This is a genomic window from Leclercia sp. GLN_9 (genome assembly GCF_043105735.1).
Classification (GTDB): domain Bacteria; phylum Pseudomonadota; class Gammaproteobacteria; order Enterobacterales; family Enterobacteriaceae; genus Enterobacter; species Enterobacter adecarboxylatus.
In genome coordinates, this window is record NZ_JBICLV010000006.1 from 38,098 (window position 1) to 60,542 (window position 22,445).

The 22,445-nt window shown below is 56.7% G+C and carries 22 protein-coding genes; 7 read left to right on the forward strand and 15 right to left on the reverse strand.

Features of this window, described 5'->3' with window-relative positions:
- The first annotated feature begins 100 nt into the window (after positions 1 to 100).
- A complete protein-coding gene (locus ACF8PE_RS03970; RefSeq protein WP_032614785.1) occupies positions 101 to 271 on the forward strand; it encodes a YhfL family protein in 171 nt (56 codons plus the stop codon).
- A gap of 143 nt (positions 272 to 414) precedes the next feature.
- On the opposite strand, the gene trpS is transcribed toward ACF8PE_RS03970, so the two are convergent.
- The 12 genes from trpS to ACF8PE_RS04030 form a co-directional block, all read right to left on the reverse strand.
- Entirely contained in the window at positions 415 to 1,419 is a 1,005-nt protein-coding gene (gene trpS / locus ACF8PE_RS03975; RefSeq protein ID WP_032614786.1) for a tryptophan--tRNA ligase, read from the reverse strand.
- On the reverse strand, positions 1,412 to 2,173 hold the full coding sequence (gene gph, locus ACF8PE_RS03980) for a phosphoglycolate phosphatase (RefSeq protein ID WP_032614787.1): 762 nt from the start codon (positions 2,171 to 2,173) through the stop codon (positions 1,412 to 1,414). Before gph ends, trpS begins: the two co-directional genes overlap by 8 nt.
- The gene (gene rpe / locus ACF8PE_RS03985) at positions 2,166 to 2,843 is read right to left on the reverse strand and encodes a ribulose-phosphate 3-epimerase (protein ID WP_032614789.1); all 678 of its coding nucleotides are present in this window, start codon (positions 2,841 to 2,843) and stop codon (positions 2,166 to 2,168) included. The genes gph and rpe overlap by 8 nt, the downstream gene beginning before the upstream one ends.
- Positions 2,844 to 2,884: 41 nt before the next feature.
- Positions 2,885 to 3,697, reverse strand: a complete 813-nt coding sequence (gene dam / locus ACF8PE_RS03990) for an adenine-specific DNA-methyltransferase (protein ID WP_032614792.1) — start codon at positions 3,695 to 3,697, stop codon at positions 2,885 to 2,887.
- 67 nt (positions 3,698 to 3,764) lie between these two features.
- Positions 3,765 to 5,048 (reverse strand): cell division protein DamX, encoded by a 1,284-nt coding sequence (damX, locus tag ACF8PE_RS03995; protein WP_392494618.1) that lies wholly within the window; start codon positions 5,046 to 5,048, stop codon positions 3,765 to 3,767.
- 98 nt (positions 5,049 to 5,146) lie between these two features.
- Complete coding sequence (gene aroB, locus ACF8PE_RS04000) at positions 5,147 to 6,229, reverse strand: 3-dehydroquinate synthase (RefSeq protein ID WP_032614796.1); 1,083 nt, start codon at positions 6,227 to 6,229, stop codon at positions 5,147 to 5,149.
- A gap of 57 nt (positions 6,230 to 6,286) precedes the next feature.
- The gene (gene aroK, locus ACF8PE_RS04005; protein WP_010436374.1) at positions 6,287 to 6,808 is read right to left on the reverse strand and encodes a shikimate kinase AroK; all 522 of its coding nucleotides are present in this window, start codon (positions 6,806 to 6,808) and stop codon (positions 6,287 to 6,289) included.
- Positions 6,809 to 7,103: 295 nt separating this feature from the next.
- Entirely contained in the window at positions 7,104 to 8,339 is a 1,236-nt protein-coding gene (gene hofQ / locus ACF8PE_RS04010) for a DNA uptake porin HofQ (RefSeq protein WP_059307053.1), read from the reverse strand.
- On the reverse strand, positions 8,254 to 8,649 hold the full coding sequence (locus tag ACF8PE_RS04015) for a HofP DNA utilization family protein (protein WP_059307052.1): 396 nt from the start codon (positions 8,647 to 8,649) through the stop codon (positions 8,254 to 8,256). The genes hofQ and ACF8PE_RS04015 overlap by 86 nt, the downstream gene beginning before the upstream one ends.
- On the reverse strand, positions 8,639 to 9,100 hold the full coding sequence (locus tag ACF8PE_RS04020) for a hypothetical protein (RefSeq protein ID WP_392494619.1): 462 nt from the start codon (positions 9,098 to 9,100) through the stop codon (positions 8,639 to 8,641). The genes ACF8PE_RS04015 and ACF8PE_RS04020 overlap by 11 nt, the downstream gene beginning before the upstream one ends.
- Positions 9,084 to 9,626 (reverse strand): PilN domain-containing protein, encoded by a 543-nt coding sequence (locus tag ACF8PE_RS04025; RefSeq protein WP_204231540.1) that lies wholly within the window; start codon positions 9,624 to 9,626, stop codon positions 9,084 to 9,086. The genes ACF8PE_RS04020 and ACF8PE_RS04025 overlap by 17 nt, the downstream gene beginning before the upstream one ends.
- Positions 9,623 to 10,402 (reverse strand): hypothetical protein, encoded by a 780-nt coding sequence (locus ACF8PE_RS04030; RefSeq protein WP_032614805.1) that lies wholly within the window; start codon positions 10,400 to 10,402, stop codon positions 9,623 to 9,625. Before ACF8PE_RS04030 ends, ACF8PE_RS04025 begins: the two co-directional genes overlap by 4 nt.
- 120 nt (positions 10,403 to 10,522) lie before the next feature.
- Here ACF8PE_RS04030 and mrcA point away from each other — a divergent pair, with 120 nt between their 5' ends.
- Complete coding sequence (gene mrcA / locus ACF8PE_RS04035) at positions 10,523 to 13,075, forward strand: peptidoglycan glycosyltransferase/peptidoglycan DD-transpeptidase MrcA (RefSeq protein WP_032614807.1); 2,553 nt, start codon at positions 10,523 to 10,525, stop codon at positions 13,073 to 13,075.
- Between the two features lie 41 nt (positions 13,076 to 13,116).
- On the opposite strand, the gene nudE is transcribed toward mrcA, so the two are convergent.
- Entirely contained in the window at positions 13,117 to 13,677 is a 561-nt protein-coding gene (gene nudE / locus ACF8PE_RS04040) for an ADP compounds hydrolase NudE (RefSeq protein ID WP_032614809.1), read from the reverse strand.
- A gap of 325 nt (positions 13,678 to 14,002) precedes the next feature.
- On the opposite strand from nudE, the gene ACF8PE_RS04045 reads away from it, so the two are divergent.
- The 5 genes from ACF8PE_RS04045 to pckA all read left to right on the forward strand — a co-directional run bounded on the left by ACF8PE_RS04045 (position 14,003) and on the right by pckA (position 20,181).
- Positions 14,003 to 16,138: an intracellular growth attenuator family protein gene (locus ACF8PE_RS04045; protein ID WP_059307048.1), complete on the forward strand. Its 2,136-nt coding sequence runs from the start codon at positions 14,003 to 14,005 to the stop codon at positions 16,136 to 16,138.
- 64 nt (positions 16,139 to 16,202) lie between these two features.
- On the forward strand, positions 16,203 to 16,886 hold the full coding sequence (gene yrfG / locus ACF8PE_RS04050; protein ID WP_032614813.1) for a GMP/IMP nucleotidase: 684 nt from the start codon (positions 16,203 to 16,205) through the stop codon (positions 16,884 to 16,886).
- Positions 16,883 to 17,284 (forward strand): ribosome-associated heat shock protein Hsp15, encoded by a 402-nt coding sequence (hslR, locus tag ACF8PE_RS04055; protein WP_032614815.1) that lies wholly within the window; start codon positions 16,883 to 16,885, stop codon positions 17,282 to 17,284. Before yrfG ends, hslR begins: the two co-directional genes overlap by 4 nt.
- Positions 17,285 to 17,307: 23 nt before the next feature.
- Entirely contained in the window at positions 17,308 to 18,186 is an 879-nt protein-coding gene (gene hslO / locus ACF8PE_RS04060) for an Hsp33 family molecular chaperone HslO (protein ID WP_032614817.1), read from the forward strand.
- Between the two features lie 378 nt (positions 18,187 to 18,564).
- Complete coding sequence (gene pckA / locus ACF8PE_RS04065) at positions 18,565 to 20,181, forward strand: phosphoenolpyruvate carboxykinase (ATP) (RefSeq protein WP_392494620.1); 1,617 nt, start codon at positions 18,565 to 18,567, stop codon at positions 20,179 to 20,181.
- A gap of 90 nt (positions 20,182 to 20,271) precedes the next feature.
- Here the strand turns inward: pckA and envZ are convergent, their stop codons facing one another.
- On the reverse strand, positions 20,272 to 21,618 hold the full coding sequence (gene envZ, locus ACF8PE_RS04070) for a two-component system sensor histidine kinase EnvZ (protein WP_032614822.1): 1,347 nt from the start codon (positions 21,616 to 21,618) through the stop codon (positions 20,272 to 20,274).
- Positions 21,615 to 22,334, reverse strand: coding sequence for a two-component system response regulator OmpR (gene ompR / locus ACF8PE_RS04075; RefSeq protein ID WP_001157751.1), 720 nt, complete (start codon positions 22,332 to 22,334; stop codon positions 21,615 to 21,617). The genes envZ and ompR overlap by 4 nt, the downstream gene beginning before the upstream one ends.
- Positions 22,335 to 22,445: the final 111 nt, after the last annotated feature.

Sequence of the window (22,445 nt, forward strand, 5' to 3'; positions counted from 1 at the left end):
GTCCTGTTATGGACTACTCCTCTCTTACTGCTGTCGATAACATGCTCTCCGAGAAAGCCTATTTCTCTCTATTCCCTCATGTTATTGACAAGGAAGCGTTATGTTCAAACTGGCAAAGATTGCCCTGGTTGCAGGCATCTTAACTACCCTGACGGCGTGCACTGGCCACGTGCAAAACACCAAAAATAACTGCAGCTACGACTACTTGCTGCACCCGGCGATCTCTATCTCCAAGATCATCGGCGGCTGCGGCCCGGCAGCAAATCAGTAAGCTTTTTTCAGGCATAAAAAAACCGGGAATATCCCGGTTTTTTTATTGGTAGAGCAGTGCGGCCTGATGCCTTCGTCCTGCTCCTCTCTTAAGAGAGCGTACAAAGCCTGGAAACGGTAACAGGGTTACCGTTTTGCTTTTACTTATGGCTTCGCCACAAACCCAATCGCTTCATACACCGCTTTCAGCGTTTCGGAGGCGCGCGCGCTGGCTTTCTCGGCTCCTTCTTTCATCACTTTCTGCAGGAAGGCTTCGTCATTGCGGAACTGGTGATAACGCGCCTGCAGCTCGGTCAACATGCCGGAGACCGCGTCCGCCACTTCGCCTTTCAGATGGCCGTACATTTTGCCTTCGAAGTGCTGCTCCAGCTCGGGAATGCTCTGGCCAGTGACGGCAGAGAGGATATCCAGCAGGTTAGAGACGCCCGCTTTATTCTGCACGTCGTAACGCACCACAGGTGGCTCGTCAGAGTCGGTAACCGCACGCTTAAGCTTCTTCACCACCGCTTTCGGATCTTCCAGCAGGCCGATCACGTTGTTGCGGTTATCATCCGACTTGGACATCTTTTTGGTCGGCTCCAGCAGGGACATCACGCGGGCACCGGATTTCGGAATGAACGGCTCTGGCACCTTGAAGATATCGCCGTAAATCGCGTTGAAGCGCTGGGCCACGTCGCGGCTCAGTTCCAGATGCTGCTTCTGGTCTTCACCCACCGGAACCTGGTTGGTCTGATACAGCAGAATGTCAGCCGCCATCAGGACCGGATAGTCAAACAGACCGGCGTTGATGTTTTCAGCGTAACGGGAAGACTTATCCTTGAACTGGGTCATACGGCTCAGTTCGCCGAAATAGGTATAGCAGTTCAGCGCCCAGCCCAGCTGCGCGTGTTCCGGGACGTGAGACTGAACGAAGATGGTGCTTTTCTCAGGATCGATACCGCAGGCCAGATACAGCGCAAGGGTGTCGAGCGTCGCTTTACGCAACTGCTGCGGATCCTGGCGCACGGTAATGGCGTGCTGGTCAACGATGCAGTAGATACAGTGATAGTCATCCTGCATGTTCACCCACTGACGCAGCGCACCCATATAGTTGCCAATGGTCAGTTCACCTGAGGGCTGTGCGCCACTAAATACGATGGGCTTAGTCATTTTTCAATTCCTGATTTTCACTGTGCGAAAGCCCGAGAACGGGCAGTAAATCTTTGAAGTGGTCGAAGACGAAATCCGGCTCACTCAGCGTAATGGATTCACCGTAGTTGTAGCCATAGGTCAGGCCCACGGACGGGCAACCTGCAGCCCTGGCCGCCAGAATATCATTGCGCGAATCCCCTACAAAGAGCAGCGCATCCGGCGTTAAGGATAATTTTCCTGCCACCAGCAACAGCGGCTCGGGATGCGGCTTTTTATTCTGCACGTCATCGCCACCGACAACCACCGAGAAGTAGTCGGCGATACCCAGCGCTTCCAGCAAAGGCGCGACAAAGGCCGTCGGTTTGTTGGTGACCAGCGCCAGCGGCATACCTTCAGCATGCAGCGCGCTCAGGGTGCCCGCCACATCCGGGAACAGGAAGCTGCCCTCTTCTACCGTCTCTTCATAAAAACGGTTGAACAGCTTACGCAGGAGGCGAATTTGCTCTTCCTGCGGGATATCCGCGTGATCGACGCCAGGTTTGCCCTGCGCCGCACGCTGAATGGCACGCTCCTGACGCGCCCAGGTCAGCGCGCGCTCCATCAGCACGTCTGCTCCGTTACCAATCCACGTTATCACGCGGTCTTCACCCGCCATCGGCAGTTCCAGCGCATACAGCGCCTGGTCAACCGCCGCGGTTAAGCCCGGCGCGCTGTCCACCAGCGTGCCGTCGAGGTCAAATGCAACGCCCCGAATTGCCTGCAACTTATTCATGACTTACCTTCGCCAGTTCACTGCGCATTTCATCGATGACTTTCTTGTAGTCCGGCTGGTCGAAAATCGCCGAGCCGGCCACGAACATATCTGCGCCCGCCGCGGCGATGTCGCCGATATTGCTTACCTTCACGCCGCCATCCACTTCAAGACGGATATCAAAGCCTGATTCGTCGATGCGGCGACGCACTTCACGCAGCTTATCCAGGGTTTGTGGAATGAAGGATTGACCACCAAAGCCCGGGTTGACGGACATCAGCAGGATCACGTCCAGCTTATCCATGACGTAATCAAGGTAGCTCAGCGGCGTGGCTGGGTTAAACACCAGGCCCGCCTTACAGCCGTGCTCTTTAATCAGCTGCAGGGTGCGGTCAACGTGTTCAGAGGCTTCAGGGTGGAAAGTGATGATGCTGGCACCCGCGGCGGCAAAATCCGGCACGATGCGGTCGACCGGCTTCACCATCAGATGCACGTCAATGGGGGCGGTCACGCCGTAGTTGCGCAGTGCCTTCAGTACCATCGGGCCGATGGTCAGGTTAGGCACGTAGTGGTTATCCATAACGTCGAAATGAACGACATCCGCACCGGCAGCCAGGGCTTTCGCGGTATCTTCGCCCAGCCGGGCAAAATCAGCCGAAAGAATTGAGGGTGCAATCAAATACTGTTTCATCCGCATCTCCTTGAACTTTGTTTAACGGCGGGCGAAACGGCTCAGGGTAGATAGAGAGCCAGCAGTTCGTCCACCTTTTTACGTGTACCGCCGTTGCTGCTGATGCTGCGCCGGACTTTGACCTGAAAATGCTCTGCGGTTTTGTACCATTCGCGCGTATCAGGCGTGTCGTGATTCGAAATTAACACCGGAATTCTTTTGCTGACCAGCTTTTCCGCCATTTCTGCCAGACGCGCCTGCTCGGCAGGGCTGAAGCTGTTGGTGTGATAAGCGGTAAAGTTCGCGGTGGCAGACAGCGGGGCGTACGGGGGATCACAGTAAACCACCGAGTTAACGTCAGCACGGTCCATACACTCTTCATAGGAGAGGCAATGGAACTCCGCATTCTGCGCTTTTTCAGCAAAGTGATACAACTCGGCCTCAGGAAAATAAGGGCGCTTGTAGCGACCAAAAGGCACGTTGAATTGACCACGCAGATTATACCGGCACAGGCCGTTGTAGCCATGGCGGTTGAGGTAGAGGAACAGCACTGCACGACGGAACTTATCCTGGCACTGATTAAATTCAGTGCGAAACAGATAGTAAACGTCCGGGTTGTTGTTCTCTGGGGTAAACAGCTTACGCGCCTCAGCAACGTACTCGTCGGTACGCAGCTTTACGATGTTATAGAGGTCGATAAGATCGCTGTTGATATCCGCAAGGATATAACGGGAGTAGTCGGTATTGAGGAATACCGAGCCAGCGCCCACAAAGGGTTCGACAAGACACTCACCCGCAGGCAGGCGTTGTTTAATATCATCGAGCAGGGGGTATTTCCCCCCTGCCCATTTCAGAAAAGCGCGATTTTTTTTCATGCTGACTAACTGATTACACCTTCTCCGGCTGTGGAGAAAGCTCCGACAGCATCCTGCGCTTCACAGATTACTTCAAATCGGACTGAACCTGACGGATCGGCTTCGCCCATGGGTTTTTCGCCTGAACATCGGCTGGCAGTGTGGCAACCGCGCGTTTTGCTTCATCTTTCGAAGCATACACACCGCTCACCAGCACATACCACGGCTGACCGTTACGGGTAGTCTCATAGACGACAAAGTTTTTCAGGTTCGACTTTTTCGCCCAGCTGTTCAGGTTGTCATAGTTGGAAGAACTGCTCAACTGCAGCGTGTAATTGCTGGAGGAGGCAGACTTCAGTGAAGTCACATTTCCTGACGTTTTACCGGTGCTGGCCGTGGCCGCAGGGGCTGCTGCCGCTGGCGTCGAGGCTGTCGCCGTCGGCGCTGGCGTTGCGGTCGCCTTCGGTGCCGCCGCTGTCGCAGCAGGCGCTTTCGCCGGTGCGCTGGTCGTGGTTTCGTTACGCTTAGGCTGAGTGGTCGCTTTCGGCTCTTCCGCTTTCGCCACTGGCTGCGGCTTCACGTCACGCTTCGGCTCAATCACCGTTTGTTTACGTTCCTGATGCTGAGCAGGCTTCGTCTGACGTGGCGCAGATTCTGTCGCCGCCGTCTGATGTTGCCCGGTCGCACCGCGGATTGGCGCCACGGTCGCAGGCTCGGTCGGCAGCGTGGAGTTGACCACCACATTGTTAACCTGCTGCTGGTTCTGCGGCTGCGTCAGCGCATTGTTCAGATCGCCCTGCACTTCAACACGCTGCTGGCCTTCCGGGGTTGCCGGTGCCTGACCCTGGGTTGGTGTGGACGCTACTGGTGGCAGAGAGATATCCTGCTGGGTGTTCCCGGCAGTCTGCTCAGCGGAAGTGGTACCCGGCGCAGGCTGGGTGCCATTGGCCTGATCGGCAGCATTGCCGGACAGATCAACACTCTTCTCAGTAGAGGCGCTCTGATCCGCTGGATTGCTTGACGGGGCTTTAAGTGCCGAGCCGACGCCGATAATCAGCAGCAGCAGGACCAGCACACCCAGCCCCATCATAATGTACTGGCGGGAAGCGGGCTTCGCCGGAGCAGCTTTGCGCTTACGCGGACGGCGCTCAACGGGCGCTTCGTCCACTGAATCATCATCAGACTCATAATCTTCTTCACGCTCGTCGCGGGCAGCACGGCCACGCGAAGGACGAGGATCATCGTTGTCGAGATCGACCTCATCAAAGTTGATTTGCGGCTCGTTATCACGTTCTGAAGATTGGCGAGTACGACCAGTACGACGATCGCTGGGATCGGGTTTCAGCTCGTCTTCTGGTTTGAATTCATCCATTTAACACCCCACTAAAAGGCTTATGCCTACGACTTTGCACATCACCTGAAGCAAAATGGCTACGTTTTACCGCAGCCGGACCTTTCTAATAGTTACGCCTACTGACAATCAGCAATAGCGCCAAGAACCACATCGTGCGGCACACCGCCACGCACTTCACTCTTACCTATCGCAAGCGGGAGCACCAGACGCATCTCGCCTGCTAATACTTTTTTATCGCGCATCATATGCGGCAGGTAGGCCTGCGCCGACATTTCACGCGGCCCGGTCACCGGTAACCCGGCACGCTCCAGCAGCGTGATAATGCGTTGTGTATCGGCCTTGCTGAACTGACCCAGACGCTCCGAGGTGCGAGCGGCCATCACCATCCCCGCCGCAACGGCCTCGCCATGCAGCCAGTTACCGTAGCCCATTTCGGCTTCGATAGCATGACCGTAGGTGTGCCCCAGATTCAGTAAAGCACGTAAGCCTGTTTCGCGCTCGTCTGCAGCCACGACTTCTGCTTTCAGCTCACAGCAGCGGCGAATACAGTACGCCATCGCCTGACCATCCAGACGCAGTAAGGCATCCATGTTCTCTTCCAGCCAGCTAAAGAACGCACCGTCCAGAATAATGCCGTACTTGATCACTTCCGCCAGGCCCGACGCCAGTTCACGCTGAGGCAAGGTTTGCAGACAGTCGAGATCCACCACCACCGAAGCGGGCTGGTAGAACGCGCCAATCATGTTTTTGCCAAGCGGATGGTTAACGGCCGTTTTGCCGCCAACAGAAGAGTCGACCTGCGACAACAGCGTGGTAGGTATTTGAATAAAACGGACGCCGCGCTGATAGCTTGCCGCAGCAAATCCCGTAAGATCGCCCACAACACCGCCGCCTAACGCCAGCAGTGTAGTATCGCGACCATGCGGTTTTTGCAGTAATGCGGTAAAGACGGTATCCAGTACCGTCAGGCTTTTATACTGCTCGCCATCAGGCAGAATCACACTGTCGACCTTCACGCCAGCCTGTTCAAGGCGCTGACGTACGTTGTCGAGATAAAGCGGAGCCAGCGTCTCATTGGTGACCAGCATTGCCTGATCACCCGCTTTCAGTGGTAAGAAGGAAGCTGGGTCGTTAAACAAACCAGCCGCGATAGTGATAGGGTAACTCCGTTCACCGAGAGTGACTGTAATCCTCTCCATAACGCGACATCCACCTTAAATGCTTTTACCCGCAGGCGAGTGTATATAAAGCCAGAATCAGTTGCTTTCCAGCATATGAATAATCTGGTTTGCGACCACTTTAGCGCTCTGGTCGTCGGTGCGAATGGTGACGTCAGCAATCTCTTCGTACAGCGGATTGCGTTCACCAGCCAGGGCTTCCAGAACTTCGCGTGGAGGCGTCTCAACCTGCAGCAACGGGCGTTTTTTATCACGCTGCGTACGCGCCAGTTGTTTTTCGATGGTCGTTTCAAGATAGACCACGACACCGCGGGCGGAGAGACGGTTGCGAGTTTCGCGAGATTTTACAGAGCCGCCGCCAGTAGCCAGCACAATGCCCTGTTTTTCCGTAAGTTCATTAATGACTTTTTCTTCACGGTCACGGAAACCCTCTTCGCCTTCTACATCGAAGACCCAGCCCACATCAGCTCCGGTTCGTTTCTCAATCTCTTGATCAGAATCGTAAAATTCCATATTGAGTTGTTGAGCTAACTGGCGCCCAATAGTGCTTTTGCCGGCACCCATAGGCCCAACCAGAAAGATATTGCGTTTCTCTGCCATTTTTTCGGTACTACTAAGACTATTCGTTAATGGTAAACCCGCTTCACCGGTATCTGGCGTAGCAGGACATGAACTGAAACCTCATATGCGATAGAGCGAGAGTCAGACTAAAAATTATCTCAATACTCCTGCTTGTTTGGCAACAGATTAAATCACCCTGCCGCCGCTTAAGTTATTAAGGAGTGAGATTGTGTATGCTGATTCTCAAATCGGTACTCCTTGTATGCTAATTCATGCCCCACGTCAAACATCTGCAACAAACTGAATGCAAAATCACGCGGGGCATCTCGGGACATTATGGCACTGCAACCAGACGAGGCGTGATAAAAACCACTAACTCCCGGCGTTCGTTGTCTTTTCCCTGATGGCTGAACAGTTGCCCCAGGAAAGGAATACGGCTCAAGCCTGGCACAGATTCGCTGCCGGTTTTATGCCTCTGAGAAAAAATCCCGCCCAAAGCCAGTGTTTCACCGCTATTGACCTCGACCTGAGTTTCGATCTCCTGCTTATCTATCGCCAGCGTTTCGCCATCGGCCTGCTGCAAAACCTGGCCCGGGGTGTTTTCACTGATGCGCAGCTTCAGGCGAACCCGTCCGTTGGCCAACACTACCGGCGTCACCTCCATGCCCAGCACCGCCTCTTTAAACTCAACCGATGTTGCGCCGCTCTCGCCGCTGGAGACCTGATAGGGGATTTCGCTGCCCTGCTTAATGCTGGCGGGCTGCATGTGTGATGCGAGCAGGCGCGGGCTGGCGATAATATCGACCTGCTGTTTTTGCTCCAGCGCAGAGAGTTCGAGATCCAGCAGTTGGCCATTGATCCGCCCGATAATAAACCCCACCTGGGTGGTGGCGCTGTTGACGGCCAGATCGCTGCTGAGCATCGTCAGCTGTCCTGGCTTACCAGGCTGCGCCCCCTGGGACAGATTCCACTTCACTCCCAGCTCTCGCAGGCTTTTTTCACTCATGCTGACGATATGCGCGGCCAGCTCCACCTGCGCCACGGGGAGATCTATCTGCGCAACCCAGTGCTGTAGCGCCTCCAGCGCGGCCCGGTTATCGCGCACCAGCAGGCGGTTGGTGCGTTTGTCTACCGCCAGGCTGCCTTTCGGGCTAAGGAGTTTTTCGGCAGCCTGCTGGATATCTCCCGCATCGGCGTAAGAGAGAGGCAGACTGCGCGACTCCAGCGGCGCACTGAGCTGTTGTTTTGTTCGCTCGGCCTCCTTTTTGGCCTGCTGTTTCTGCTGCCAGTCGACGGTGTGGATATAAAAAATGCCCGCCTGCTGGCGCATTACCAGCCCGGCACTGGTGACCACCGTCTGGATCGCCTGCAGCCAGGGAACCTCCTGCAGGCGCAGTGAGACCTTCCCGCTGACGTCCGGGGAGATAATCATGTTGCGGTTCTCCTGCTCCGCCAGCGCCTGCAAAAGCTGGGCAACCGGTACCTCATCCACCACCAGGCTCACCGGTGCTGGCTTCGCGGCCAGCGCCTGGCTGACCATCAGCAGTAATCCCACGATCCCTGTTTTCATCCTGTTTCGTTCCTTGTCGTTGCCATCGCCACTGCGGCAGTTCGCATGCCCCGGGCATATCGATGACCAGTTCCTTTTCATTCAATGCCGCCACCCGACTGCCCTGCGCCAGCGTGTCGCCGCGACGAAGGCGCAGCCACCGCGACGTTTCATCCCGGACGATCGCCACTGGCACCGCGCCAAGCACCACCCCGACATAGCGCCACTGCTGCAGCGTTGCATCCGGGCAGCGTGATTCCGGGGGCTGAAAGGGATCGCGCAGGCCGAGCAGGAGCGGCAGTAATAACAGCACGCCACACTTAACCCGCATCCTGGTGCTCCAGCTGCATGACGACCTGTAACTTGTTGTGCTCAGGCTGAATGCTAAAACGCGCTACCGCAACGTCGCGCCGGGCAAGAGTGGCAAACAGCGAGGGGATCTGCGCCCACGTCGCTTCAATCACCAGTTCACCTCCTGTGCCCACCGGCTGCCAGCGAACCATGCGCAGCTCATCAGTATCAAACGCCAGCGGCGAAAACGGCTGTGCCGCCACGGGAGCGTGTGTGTCGTCAGGGGGTGAGAGCTTGCGTACAGCGACCCACAACCGGGCATGAGCCTCTGCGTGCCGCACCTGCGCGGCCTGCTGCGTTGCTCTCTGCCGATCCTGCATTCGTCCCTGCAAACCGGTCACGCAGATCAGCAGCAACGCTGAGCTGATTCCCCAGCACAGGCAGCGCCCGCGCGGTGTCATGGCATACCAGCTGTCAGGATGGATCCGCATCAGCACTCTCCTTACGTTTCAGCGTCCAGCTGAACAGCCAGCGGCCCTGGGCATCCTGACGCATCTCCCCTGGCGCACCGGGGGTAAACCCAGGCATCTGGCGTAGCGCCGGATCCAGCGCCGCCAGGGCAGGCAGCGTGGCGGCGTAGCCGGTCAGGGAGAGGGTCGAGTGCTGAAAGCGCAGCTGCGCCAGCCATGCCTGCTCTGGCAGAAGGTGGGATAAGGCGATCAATGCCGGTTGCCAGGCTTCCGTCCTGGCTTTGTCGCGCATCCACTGCTGCTGTTGCTGGTGTTTGGCCTGTAAAGCCGTCCACTGCTTTTGCCGCTGCTCCAGTCCCTGACGCAGTGCCACATCGCTGGCGTGCCGCAGCGCGCTGGCGCGTGTCACAAGCGCATCGCTGACCCGGCTGGTGGCGTAGATCATTAGCGCCACAAGCAGCGAGCCGGTAAACATCCCTCCCCAGAAGCGCAGGCAGCGACGCTGTTGCCGCTGGCGCCACGGCAGAAGATTGGCCGTCCTCATCATGCGTGCTCTCCGGTCGCCAGCGCCAGCGCGACGCTGAAATCGGCCCCATTTTCAGGCAGTGGCGGCTGGCGTCGGGATAACACGCACCAGGGGTCAAAGTTGCCTGCCCCACAGCAGGCGATCTCGTCAACACCGAGTGCCAGCAGGGCGGCGAGCCTTTCGACGTCCGGGGCCTCCGCCAGCCCGCGCCTGCCCCACTGGTGGCGCATTGCCCATAGCCACTGGTCCCGATCGCGCCAGGCGACGCACTGGGCCGGGGCTTGTACAAAGGGCAGCAGGTGAGCCAGCGCGCCCGCATCGGGCGTGATGGTGGCCAGCCGCAAACGCAGTTCCCGGGCCAGTTCCAGTAGCGTCGCCACCTCCTTATTCTGTGCCGCCGTGACGTGATAAGCGTTACTGAAGGTATCTTCCGCATAGTCAAAACGCAGGGCATCGGGGGCCATCTCCAGTTCACGGCTCATCGCCGCGGCGATCCAGGCGGTCTGTTCGCTGTCGCGCAGGGTCATGGAAGGGCGTGGAAGCGTGCGCTGTAAGGTGCGGGCGGCCGGGAAGGCGAGAAAAATTTGATGTTGATGAGGCAGCAACTGGCGCCACTCGCGCAGTGCCGCAGCCAGCTGTTCAGGCTGAAGAATTTGCCCGTCGCGGATAATACCTGCCGCCAGAGGGAGCTGCCACCAGCGGCGCAACCCCCACCCTGACTTTTCGCGTACCAGCGCGACCGCCAGAACCTTATCCTGTTGAATATGAACGCCTGTATGCCATGTTTTAAATGCCATGTTTCACGATCTCCTTATCGTTCCGGGGGATAACGGCTATATCAATGCTACAGGCTTGCCTTTATACTACCGCGCGATTGTTTAGAAACTGCCCAGTTCAAACTAAATGGGAAATCTCCAGTGAAGTTCGTAAAGTATTTATTGATCCTTGCAGTCTGTTGCATTCTGCTTGGAGCAGGCTCGATTTTTGGTTTGTACAAATATATTGAGCCGCAACTGCCTGATGTCGCTACGCTTCGTGATGTCCGGCTCCAGATCCCAATGCAGGTCTACAGCACGGATGGCGAACTTATCGCCCAGTACGGTGAGAAGCGCCGTATCCCGCTGACCCTGAATCAGATCCCCCCCGTCATGGTGAAAGCCTTTATTGCCACCGAGGACAGCCGCTTTTATGAGCACCATGGTGTCGATCCGGTGGGGATTTTCCGTGCCGCAAGCGTGGCGTTGTTCTCCGGCCATGCCTCTCAGGGTGCGAGTACTATCACCCAGCAGCTGGCACGTAACTTCTTCCTTAGCCCTGAAAAAACGCTGATACGTAAGGTCAAGGAAGTGTTCCTGGCGATCCGTATTGAGCAGATGCTGAATAAAGATGAGATCCTTGAGCTTTATCTCAACAAGATCTATCTCGGCTACCGTGCCTATGGCGTGGGCGCGGCGGCGCAGGTCTATTTTGGCAAATCCATTGAGCAATTAACCCTGAGTGAAATGGCAACCATCGCCGGTTTGCCGAAGGCGCCTTCAACCTTCAACCCGCTCTACTCACTCAATCGCGCCACCGCCCGCCGCAACGTGGTGTTGTCGCGCATGCTGAGCGAAGGCTATATCAGCCAGACTCAGTACGATCAGGCGCGCAACGAGGTGATTGACGCCAACTACCATGCGCCGGAAATTGCCTTCTCCGCGCCTTATCTCAGCGAAATGGTGCGTCAGGAGATGGTCTCCCGCTACGGCGAGCAGGCTTATGAAGATGGCTACCGCGTCTACACCACCATCAGCCGCAACGTCCAGCAGGGCGCGCAGCAGGCGGTGCGTAATAACGTGATTGATTACGACATGCGCCACGGCTACCGCGGCCCGTCAAACGTGCTGTGGAAAGTGGGCGAGTCTGCCTGGGACAGCAAAAAAATCACCGATACCCTGAAACCGCTGCCAGGCTACGGGCCATTTGTCGCGGCAGTAGTGACCCAGGCCACTCCGCAGGAAGCCACCGCGATGCTCGCTGATGGCACTTCCGTATCGCTGCGCATGGATGGCATTCGCTGGGCTCGTCCGTATCGGTCAGATACGCAACAGGGTTCGACCCCGCGTAAAGTGACCGATGCAGTACAGGTAGGTCAGCAGATCTGGGTCCGTAAGGTTAACGACGCCTGGTGGCTGGGGCAGATCCCGGACGTTAACTCTGCGCTGGTCTCCATCGATCCACATAACGGCGCGGTGCTGGCGCTGGTTGGCGGCTTCGATTTCAACCAGAGCAAATTTAACCGTGCCACCATGGCGCTGCGCCAGGTCGGGTCCAATATCAAGCCGTTCCTCTACACCGCGGCAATGGACAAAGGTTTGACCCTCGCCAGCATCCTTAATGACGTGCCGATCTCCCGCTGGGATGCCGGTGCAGGTTCTGACTGGCGACCTAAGAATTCACCGGCAGAATACGCCGGGCCGATTCGTCTGCGTCAGGGGCTGGGGCAGTCGAAGAACGTGGTGATGGTTCGCGCCATGCGCGCCATGGGCGTCGATTATGCGGCAGAGTATCTGCAACGCTTCGGCTTCCCGGCACAGAATATCGTGCATACCGAGTCGCTGGCGCTGGGTTCTGCCTCCTTTACCCCGATGCAGGTTGCGCGCGGTTATGCGGTGATGGCGAACGGTGGCTTCCTGGTCGATCCATTCTTCATCAGCAAAATCGAGAACGATCAGGGCGGTGTACTGTTCGAAGCAAAACCGAAAATCGCCTGCGCAGAGTGTGATATTCCGGTGATTTATGGCGATACGCCAAAATCAGACGCCCTGAACAATCAGGACATGGAAGATGTCGCCATTTCTCAGGCGCAGCAAAATGCGGTGGTACCAAAGCCACAGCTCGAGCAGGCTAACCAGGCGCTGGTTGCGCAGACCGGTGCTCAGGAGTATGCCCCGCATGTGATTAACACGCCGCTGGCCTTCCTGATCAAAAGCGCGTTGAACAGCAACATCTTTGGTGAGCCGGGCTGGCAGGGGACGGGCTGGCGTGCCGGTCGCGATTTGCAGCGCAAGGATATCGGCGGTAAGACCGGGACGACCAACAGCTCGAAAGATGCGTGGTTCTCGGGGTATGGCCCGGGTGCGGTGACCTCGGTGTGGATCGGCTTTGACGATCACCGCCGTGATTTAGGCCGTACTACGGCGTCCGGGGCGATCAAAGATCAGATTTCCGGTTACGAAGGCGGGGCCAAAAGTGCTCAGCCTGCCTGGGATGCCTTTATGAAGATGCTGTTGGACGGCGTACCGGAGCAGCCATTAACCCCACCACCAGGCATAGTGACGGTCAATATCGATCGCAGCAGCGGTCAGTTGGCGAATGGCGGTAATAGTCGGGAGGAGTACTTCATCGAAGGCACACAGCCAACGCATCAGGTGGTGCATGAGGTGGGTACAACGTTGATTGATAACGGCGAGACACACGAGCTGTTCTAACTGTCTGCCCCCTTTCCCGCCGGGAGAGGGGGATTCTTCTGTTACAACCTGCCCTGCCCTTTCAGCCATTCCCGCACCAGGAACAGCGCGCTCACGTTCCGGGCTTCGTTGAAATCTGGCTCTTCCAGCAGATCCATCAGATGCGCCAGCGGCCAGCGCACCTGCGGCAGCGGCTCGGGTTCATCCCCTTCCAGCCATTCAGGATAGAGATCTTCCGCCAGCACGATATTCATTTTGCTGGAAAAATAGGAGGGAGCCATGCTGAGCTTCTTCAGGAAGGTTAACTCCTTCGCACCAAACCCAACCTCTTCTTTCAGCTCACGGTTCGCGGCTTCATAGACCGATTCACCGGGATCAATCAGCCCTTTGGAGAAGCCAAGCTCGTAAGACTCGGTCCCCACCGCGTATTCGCGGATCAGGATCAGATGGTCATCAACAATGGGCACAATCATGACGGCTTCGCGCGTGGAGGGACGCATACGCTCGTAGACGCGGCGCACGCCGTTACTGAACTCCAGGTCCACACTTTCAACATTAAACAGACGCGATTTGGCGACGGTTTCAACATTCAGGATGGTGGGCTTTTGTAAGGGTTTGCTCATTTTGACGGGTCTTTGCTGAGTGAACTGGCGTCATTGTGCGATACGCCGCACGGTTTGGGCAATGTCAATCGCGCTTTATTTACATTTATGTAACCTGTGCAGATTCATTCCTCATTTCGCTTAAAAAGTCAAGAGGTTGAAATTATTCCAGGAATTTGCTGATATCCCGTCAGGTTTAGCTTTGCTATCATCAGCGATCACTGGGATGCGCTTCAATTTGCTCAAGTTCAACGCCTTACATGCCGATAGCCAATCACAGACACGCATTCACTGTTAAAAAGGTGCTACAGACTACACCTGTAAGTAAAAGTAAGATGGGGAAAGCATGAGCACCATTTTGATTGTCATCGCTGCTATGCTGGCCTGCGCATTCATTGCAGGGTGGTTGTACAGACGTCGGGCGCAGCGTCGATATCGCCTGCCTTATCACAATGCCTTTGCCGGGGCGAATACCCGCAAACTCACCGCTGAAGAACGCAGCGCGATTGAGCAATATCTTGAGTCGTTTAACCGCATCCAGCAGACGCCGGCAACAGGCGCCAGCGCCGCACCCGTGTCGTTAAGCCTCAATGCCCAGAGCAGCACCGTGCTCTGCGTAACGCGCTCCATTACCCGCTACGGTATCACCACTGACGATCCCAATAAATGGCGTTACTACCTCGACTCGGTTGAGGTGCATCTGCCACCGTTCTGGGAACAGTACATCAACGATGAAAACAGCGTTGAGCTGATCCACACCGATTCAATCCCGCTGGTAATCGTCCTGAATGGGCACTCCATTGCGGAGTATGTTCAGGAAGCGCCCCACTTTGCGCTGGAACATGTCAGTTCAACCCAGGCTTCGATTCGTGGCGAAGAGACAGAGCAGATTGAGCTACTGAATATTCGTCAGGAGACGCACGAAGAGTACGCCCTGAGCCGCCCGGACGGCATTCGCGAAGCGCTGCTGATTGTTGCCGCTTTCCTGCTCTTTTTCTTCTGCCTGGTCAGCCCGGATGTTTTTGCTCCCTGGCTTGCTGGCGGTGGTGTGCTGCTGCTGGCGGCGGGACTCTGGGGATTATTCGCCCCGCCTGCCAAAAATTCGCTGCGTGAGATCCACTGTCTGCGCGGCACGCCAAAACGCTGGGGACTGTTTGGCGAAAACGATCAGGATCACGTTAACAATATCTCGCTTGGCATCATCGACCTGATCTATCCGCGTCACTGGCAGCCCTGGCTGGCGCAGGATTTAGGGCAAAAAACCGATATTGATATCTACCTGGACAGGCACGTTGTGCGCCAGGGACGCTATTTATCTCTGCATGACGAGGTCAAAAACTTCCCGCTGCAGCACTGGCTGCGCAGCACGGTGATTGCCGCTGGTGCCGGGATCATACTGGCGATGCTGGTTCTCCTCGTCCCGCTGGATATGCCGATCAAATTTACCCTGTCGTGGATTAAGGGCGCCCAGACCATTGAGGCCACCAGCGTCGAGCAGCTCGAAAACGCAGGCGTGCGCATTGGCGATACGCTGCGTCTGAAGGGCACCGGGATGTGTAATATCCATGCCCCTGGCACCTGGAACGCCCGGCAAAGCTCTCCCTTCACGCCCTTTGATTGCTCGCAGGTGATCTGGAATGACGCCGCGCCCCTGCCGCTGCCGGAATCCGACATCGTTAACAAAGCCACGGCCCTGACCCAGGCGCTGTCGAACCAACTGCATCCCAAACCGGAAAATAACTCACGCGTCAGCCCGGCATTACGCTCCGCCATTCAGAAATCGGGCATGATCCTGCTGGATGACTTTGGCGATATCGTGCTGAAAACCCAGGACCTCTGTGCCGAACAGGATGAGTGCATCAGGCTGAAAAATGCACTGGTTAACCTCGGTAACAGCAAAGACTGGGAGTCCCTGGTCAAACGTGCCGATGGCGGTCGTCTTGATGGCGTTAACGTGCTGTTACGTCCGGTCAGCGCGGAGTCGCTGGAAAATCTGGTCGCCACCTCCACTGCCCCCTTCGTCACCCGTGAAACCTCACGTGCCGCCCAGGCGCTTAATAGCCCGGCTCCCGGTGGTTTTGTGATCGTCAGCGACGAAGGCAGCGAGCTGGTCGATCAGCCTTATCCGTCCGTGGCGCTCTATGACTACCCGGCCCAGGAGCAGTGGGACGAGTTTCAGCGCCTGGCGCAGATGCTGATGCGCACGCCGTTCAGTGCCGAAGGGATTGTGACGGGCCTCTTCACCGATGCCAATGGCACCCGTCATGTCGAGCTGCACAGCATGCCTGACAGCGCCGGGTTATGGCGCTACATCGCCACCTCACTGCTGATGCTGACGCTGGTGGTGTGCATGCTCTGGAACGCCTTTATGGCGCTGCGTCGCTACCAGCGCTCGCGTACGCGTCTGGCCGATATTCAGCAATACTACGATAATTGCCTCAACCCAAAGCTTATCCCCACGCCTGAGAGCCTGATCGGATAACGCTCCCGCGCGGCAGGATATGCTACCCTGTCGCGCACGTTTCTTCTGGCTGGAGTTTTCCCCCATGCATTTTGATATCGACTGGCAGGAGGTCGATACCGTCCTGCTGGATATGGACGGTACGCTGCTCGATCTCGCGTTTGATAATCACTTCTGGCAAAAACTGGTGCCTGAGACCTACGGCGAGCAGCAGGGGATCTCCCCGGCAGAAGCACAGGAATTCATACGCCAGCAATATACCGCCGTACAACATACGCTAAACTGGTACTGCCTGGACTACTGGAGCGAACGCCTCGGTCTGGACATTTGCGCGATGACTACCGCTCAGGGTCCGCACGCCGTATTACGTGAAGATACCGTTCCCTTTCTCGATGCCCTGAAAGCGAGCGGCAAACGGCGCATACTGCTGACCAACGCGCATCCACATAATCTGGCGGTGAAGCTGGAACATACCGGACTGGCCTCACACCTTGATTTATTACTTTCCACCCACACATTTGGTTATCCGAAAGAGGATCAGCGATTGTGGCAGGCGGTGGCAGAAGAGACCGGCCTGCAGCCAGAAAGAACGGTGTTCATTGATGACAGCGAACCGATTCTGGATGCGGCGGCAACCTTTGGCATTCGTTATTGCCTTGGCGTAACGAATCCTGATTCTGGCCTGGCTGAAAAGAGCTATCTGCGGCATCCGGGGCTGAACGACTATCGCCGGATGATCCCCTCACTCACCGTGAAGGAGAAGCCATGAAAGAAAAACCCTCCGAAGGGGTAAGACTGGACAAATGGCTGTGGGCTGCCCGCTTTTACAAAACGCGCGCCCTCGCCCGGGAAATGATTGAAGGCGGCAAAGTGCATTACAACGGGCAGCGCAGCAAACCGAGCAAGCTCGTGGAGCTGAACGCCACCCTGACCCTGCGTCAGGGCAACGACGAACGAACGGTGATTGTGAAAAACATCACCGAACAGCGTCGCCCGGCAACGGAAGCCAGCACCCTGTATGAAGAGACGGCCGAAAGCGTTGAAAAACGCGAGAAAATGGCGCAGGCGCGCAAGCTGAATGCCCTGACCATGCCGCACCCCGACAGGCGACCGGACAAGAAAGAACGACGCGATCTGATTAAATTTAAAAATGGCGAGAATGAGTGATTCTTGCTGAACGAGAGATGACTATGGCCCAACACGACCAATTACACCGCTATCTGTTTGAACAATTTGCCGTTCGCGGCGAGCTGGTGACGGTATCCGAAACCTGGAAACAGATCCTGGAAAACCATAACTACCCGCAACCGGTGAAAGCCGTGCTGGGCGAGCTGCTGGTTGCCACCAGCCTGCTGACCGCCACCCTGAAATTTGCCGGTGACATCACCGTGCAACTCCAGGGCGATGGCCCGATGAGCCTGGCGGTGATCAACGGCAATAACCAGCAGCAGATGCGCGGCGTGGCGCGCGTACAGGGCGAGATCCCGGAAGACGCAGATCTGAAAACGCTGGTCGGCAACGGCTACCTGGTGATCACCATCTCTCCTGAAGAGGGTGAACGCTATCAGGGCGTGGTCGGTCTGGAAGGCGACACCCTGGCGGCCTGCCTGGAAGATTACTTCATGCGTTCTGAACAGCTGCCGACACGTCTGTTTATCCGCACCGGCGAAGTTGACGGCCAGCCGGCCGCAGGCGGTATGCTGCTGCAGGTGCTGCCAGCCCAGAATGCGCAGAGCGACGATTTCGACCATCTGGCGACGCTGACCGAAACCATCAAAGCTGAAGAGCTGTTCACCCTGCCGGCGAACGAAGTGCTGTGGCGTCTGTACCATGAAGAAGAGGTCACGCTGTACGATCCGCAGGACGTAGAGTTCAAATGCACCTGTTCCCGTGAACGTTGCGCGGGTGCGCTGAAAACCCTGCCGGATGAAGAGATCGACAGCATCCTGGCGGAAGATGGCGAAATCGACATGCACTGCGACTACTGCGGTTCGCATTACGTCTTTAACGCGATGGATATTGCCGAGATCCGTAACAACGCCTCTCCGGCCGATCCTCAGCTGCACTAAGTCTCCCCTGAACTGCCCTCTTCCGAGGGCAGTTGTTTTTTCCTTCCGCCCGGCTACCCTTTCTTTTTGTTCACTATTCTTTCCGCTCCGGCTGAATCGTTATCAGTGATGTAAGGCTTACGTAATTTTCTTTCATGTATGCGCTTACACTCACATTATCGTAGTTAAATTTACCGCCAATTAACCTTTTCAGAACATTTTCGCCAACCAAAAAGTGATTCCTGCCATAATCTGCTCCGCGAAGTGACAGGAGTCACAGCGTTTTCCGTCATAAAGGGTTTTTGTCCAGATACGCAAATCTATGAGCCCGGTCGCGGTTAACATTCGAGGAAAAACCCTACAATTTCGAGCAGTATATATTGGCTAAGGAGCAGTGATATGCGTGTTAATGGTTTAATCCCGCAGGATCTCAAGGCTTATGGTATCAACGACGCTCACGATATCGTCTACAACCCCGATTACGATACGCTGTATCAGGAAGAGCTGAACCCAGCGCTGGAAGGATACGAACGCGGTATATTGACGACCACCGGTGCTATCGCTGTCGATACCGGTATCTTTACCGGCCGCTCGCCGAAAGATAAGTACATTGTCCGTGACGACACCACCCGCGACACCCTGTGGTGGTCCGATAATGGCAAAGGGAAGAACGACAACAAAGCGATCTCCCCGGAAACCTGGCAGCAGCTGAAAACCCTCGTCACCCAACAACTTTCCGGCAAGCGTCTGTTCATTATTGATGCTTACTGCGGCGCTAACGCTGATACCCGTCTTTCCGTCCGCTTTATCACCGAAGTCGCCTGGCAGGCGCATTTCGTGAAGAACATGTTCATTCGTCCCACTGATGAAGAGCTGCAAAGCTTCAAACCTGACTTTGTGGTGATGAACGGTGCGAAGTGCACTAACCCGAACTGGAAAGCCCAGGGGCTGAACTCGGAAAACTTTGTCGCCTTTAACCTGACGGAACGTATCCAGCTGATCGGCGGCACATGGTACGGCGGCGAAATGAAGAAAGGGATGTTCTCGGTAATGAACTACCTGCTGCCGTTACAGGGCATTGCGTCGATGCACTGCTCGGCGAACGTCGGCGAGAAAGGTGACGTGGCTGTGTTCTTCGGACTGTCCGGCACCGGTAAAACCACCCTCTCCACCGACCCGAAACGCCGCCTGATTGGCGACGACGAGCATGGCTGGGATGATGACGGCGTGTTCAACTTCGAAGGCGGCTGTTACGCCAAGACCATTCGTCTGTCGCCAGAAGCGGAGCCAGATATCTATCAGGCTATCCGCCGCGATGCGCTGCTGGAGAATGTCACGGTACGTGCCGACGGTACGGTCGATTTTGACGATGCGTCAAAAACCGAGAACACCCGCGTCAGCTATCCAATCTACCACATCGACAACATCGTTAAGCCGGTGTCGAAAGCAGGCCACGCAACCAAGGTGATCTTCCTCACCGCCGATGCGTTTGGCGTGCTGCCGCCGGTTTCGCGCCTGACCGCCAGCCAGACCCAGTATCACTTCCTCTCCGGTTTTACCGCCAAGCTGGCCGGGACCGAGCGCGGTGTGACTGAGCCAACGCCAACCTTCTCCGCCTGCTTCGGCGCAGCTTTCCTGTCGCTGCACCCGACGCAGTACGCCGAAGTGCTGGTGAAACGCATGCAGGCCGCGGGTGCCCAGGCGTATCTGGTGAACACCGGCTGGAACGGCACCGGCAAACGTATCTCAATCAAAGATACCCGCGCCATTATCGACGCCATTCTGAACGGTTCGCTGGATGATGCGGAAACCTTCACCCTGCCGATGTTCGATCTGGCGATCCCGACCGAACTGCCGGGCGTGGACAGCCATATTCTCGATCCGCGTAACACCTACGCCTCCCCGGAGCAGTGGCAGGAAAAAGCCTCCCAGCTCGCGAAGCTGTTCGTGGAAAACTTTGAGAAGTACACCGATACGCCAGCAGGTGCGGCACTGGTAAGTGCAGGGCCAAGATAAACGTAAAACGGCAACCGAGGTTGCCGTTTTTCATGTTTGTGCCCACTGGGTGAGGATCGGGGAGAGGCCATCAGGCCGCACCCCGTTTTTTTAACTCTCTTTCACCTGTCCACGCGAAAACGGAACCGGCAGCCACGCGCGGATACTTAACCCGCCTCGCTCGCTGGTACCAATCTCCAGCAGACCGTTATGGTTATCCACAATACGCTGAACAATCGCCAGGCCTAACCCGGTGCCGCTGGTGCTGCGCGCGCTGTCGCCACGGACAAACGGCTGGAAGAGATGTTTGCGCTGCTCCGGTTTAATGCCGGGGCCATCGTCTTCCACCTGGAACCAGGCGCGGCTCAGCTCAGAGCCACTGCTGACCTTGATCCAGCCATTGCCGTAGCGGGCGGCGTTAACCACCATATTCGCCACTGCACGCTTAATGGAAAGAGGATGCATGCGCACGGTGATATCACCCGGCTGCAGGTCGGTTTCGATCTCACGCTCGTAACCGCTCTCTGCCGCCACCACTTCGCCCAGTACCGCGTTAAGATCCGCGACCTCCATCGGCATCTCCTGCCCGGTGCGCAGGTAGTCGATGAACTGCTCGATAATGGCGTTGCACTCTTCGATGTCCTTGTTGATGGACTCCGCCAGATAGCCGTCTTCTTCGCCCATCATCTCGGTCGCGAGGCGAATACGCGTCAACGGAGTACGCAGGTCATGGCTGACCCCGGCCATCAACAGGGTACGGTCATCCGCCAGCTGCTTAACGCCTGCCGCCATATGGTTGAAGGCGCGTGTTACCGAGCGCACTTCCGACGCACCGTATTCGCGCAGCGGAGGCGGGATAATGCCTTTACCGACCTGGAGCGCCGCATGCTCCAGGTCGACCAGCGGTCGGTTCTGGATACGGATAAACAGCCAGGCGCCGCCTATCGCCAGCAGCATAATCGCCAGGGTGTAACGGAACAGCGGCGAGAAGTCGCCCTGATGAATTTCGGTCAGCGGTACACGCACCCAGATGTTGGGTGAGAGCCAGGTTTTTAGCCAGACAACTGGCGAGCTTTTGTTGACCTCAACGCGCACTTCCGTCGGGCCGCCCAGTTGCTGCGCCATCTGCTGGCTAAGAAATTCGTAATGCTGTGCCCAGCGCAGGCCTGCGTCTTCCGCCGCTTCGTTGGAATAGAGCGATATCCCCAGCTCACGGTAGATTTCACGGCGAAACGCCGGTGGCACCACCAGCTGCGTGCCATCTTCCAGCTGCAGTTTATCGGTCATCAGCATACGTACTTCGTAGGCCAGGACCTTATTAAACTGCTGCAGGCTCGGCAGGATCGCAAAGTTCAGCACAACCAGGTAGGTCGTCACCAGGCTGACAAACAGCAGGGTGACGATCAGTAACAGGGTGCGGGCAAACGAGCTACGCGGCGAGAAACGCATTCGCCTCATGCTTTAGAGCCGTCCGGGACAAACACGTAGCCCAGACCCCAGACGGTCTGGATATAGCGCGGATGCGCCGGATCCTCTTCCACCATGCGACGCAGGCGGGAGATCTGTACGTCAATGGAACGCTCCATCGCGGAATATTCACGGCCACGCGCCAGGTTCATCAGCTTATCGCGGGAGAGCGGCTCACGCGGGTGGCTGACTAAGGCTTTCAGCACCGCGAACTCACCGCTGGTCAGCGGCATCGGCTCATCTTCACGGAACATCTCGCGGGTGCCGAGGTTCAGCTTAAACTTACCAAAGGCGATCACCGCCTCTTCCTGGGACGGCGCGCCTGGCAGTTCATTCGCCTGGCGACGCAGTACGGCGCGGATACGCGCCAGCAGCTCACGCGGGTTAAACGGCTTTGGAATGTAGTCGTCGGCACCAATTTCCAGGCCGACGATACGGTCAACTTCTTCCCCTTTCGCCGTTACCATAATGATCGGCATCGGGTTGCTTTGGCTACGCAGACGGCGGCAGATGGAGAGCCCATCTTCGCCCGGCAGCATCAGATCCAGCACCATCAGGTGGAAGGATTCACGGGTTAACAGGCGATCCATCTGTTCGGCGTTGGCAACGCTACGAACCTGGAAGCCCTGCTCGGTCAGATAACGCTCAAGCAGCGCACGCAGGCGCATGTCGTCATCCACCACCAGAATCTTATAATTCTCTTGCATCGTCAGTACTCCCAAAGGTTCGGATAATCTTGAACAGCGTATTCTAAAAAAGTGCGCGTCCACGACCAGCTAATTCTGGTATAAATTCTAGTCGAAATTGTTACAAAGCAT